The organism is Chryseobacterium phosphatilyticum, from assembly GCF_002899825.2.
Taxonomy (GTDB): Bacteria; Bacteroidota; Bacteroidia; order Flavobacteriales; family Weeksellaceae; genus Chryseobacterium; species Chryseobacterium phosphatilyticum.
The window spans coordinates 1-451 of record NZ_PPED02000103.1 but is presented as its reverse complement, the minus strand read 5'-3'; the positions used below and the strand labels follow the sequence as shown (position 1 = coordinate 451).

At 53.9% G+C, this 451-nt stretch carries 1 tRNA gene and 1 rRNA gene; both read left to right on the top strand.

From position 1 onward, the window contains the following. Positions 1-297, top strand: a 16S ribosomal RNA gene (locus C1631_RS23670); the annotation flags it as partial. Positions 298-361: 64 nt separating this feature from the next. Continuing rightward, a tRNA-Ile gene (locus C1631_RS23665) sits at positions 362-438 on the top strand. Positions 439-451: the final 13 nt, after the last annotated feature.

Here is a 451-nt window from a genome sequence, read left to right as displayed (position 1 = left end):
GTACAAAGGGTTGCCAAGCCGCGAGGTGGAGCTAATCCCATAAAACCGATCGTAGTCCGGATCGCAGTCTGCAACTCGACTGCGTGAAGTCGGAATCGCTAGTAATCGTGAATCAGAATGTCACGGTGAATACGTTCCCGGGCCTTGTACACACCGCCCGTCACACCATGGGAGTGGGTTGCTCCAGAAGTAGCTAGTCTAACCGCAAGGGGGACGGTTACCACGGAGTGATTCATGACTGGGGTGAAGTCGTAACAAGGTAGCCGTAGGGGAACCTGCGGCTGGATCACCTCCTTAATCGAAGATCCCGGCTTCTTCATAAGCTCCCACACGAATTGCTTGATTCACTGGTTAGACGATTGGGTCTGTAGCTCAGTTGGTTAGAGCGCACCCCTGATAAGGGTGAGGTCGGCAGTTCGAATCTGCCCAGACCCACCAATTGTTGGTGTGC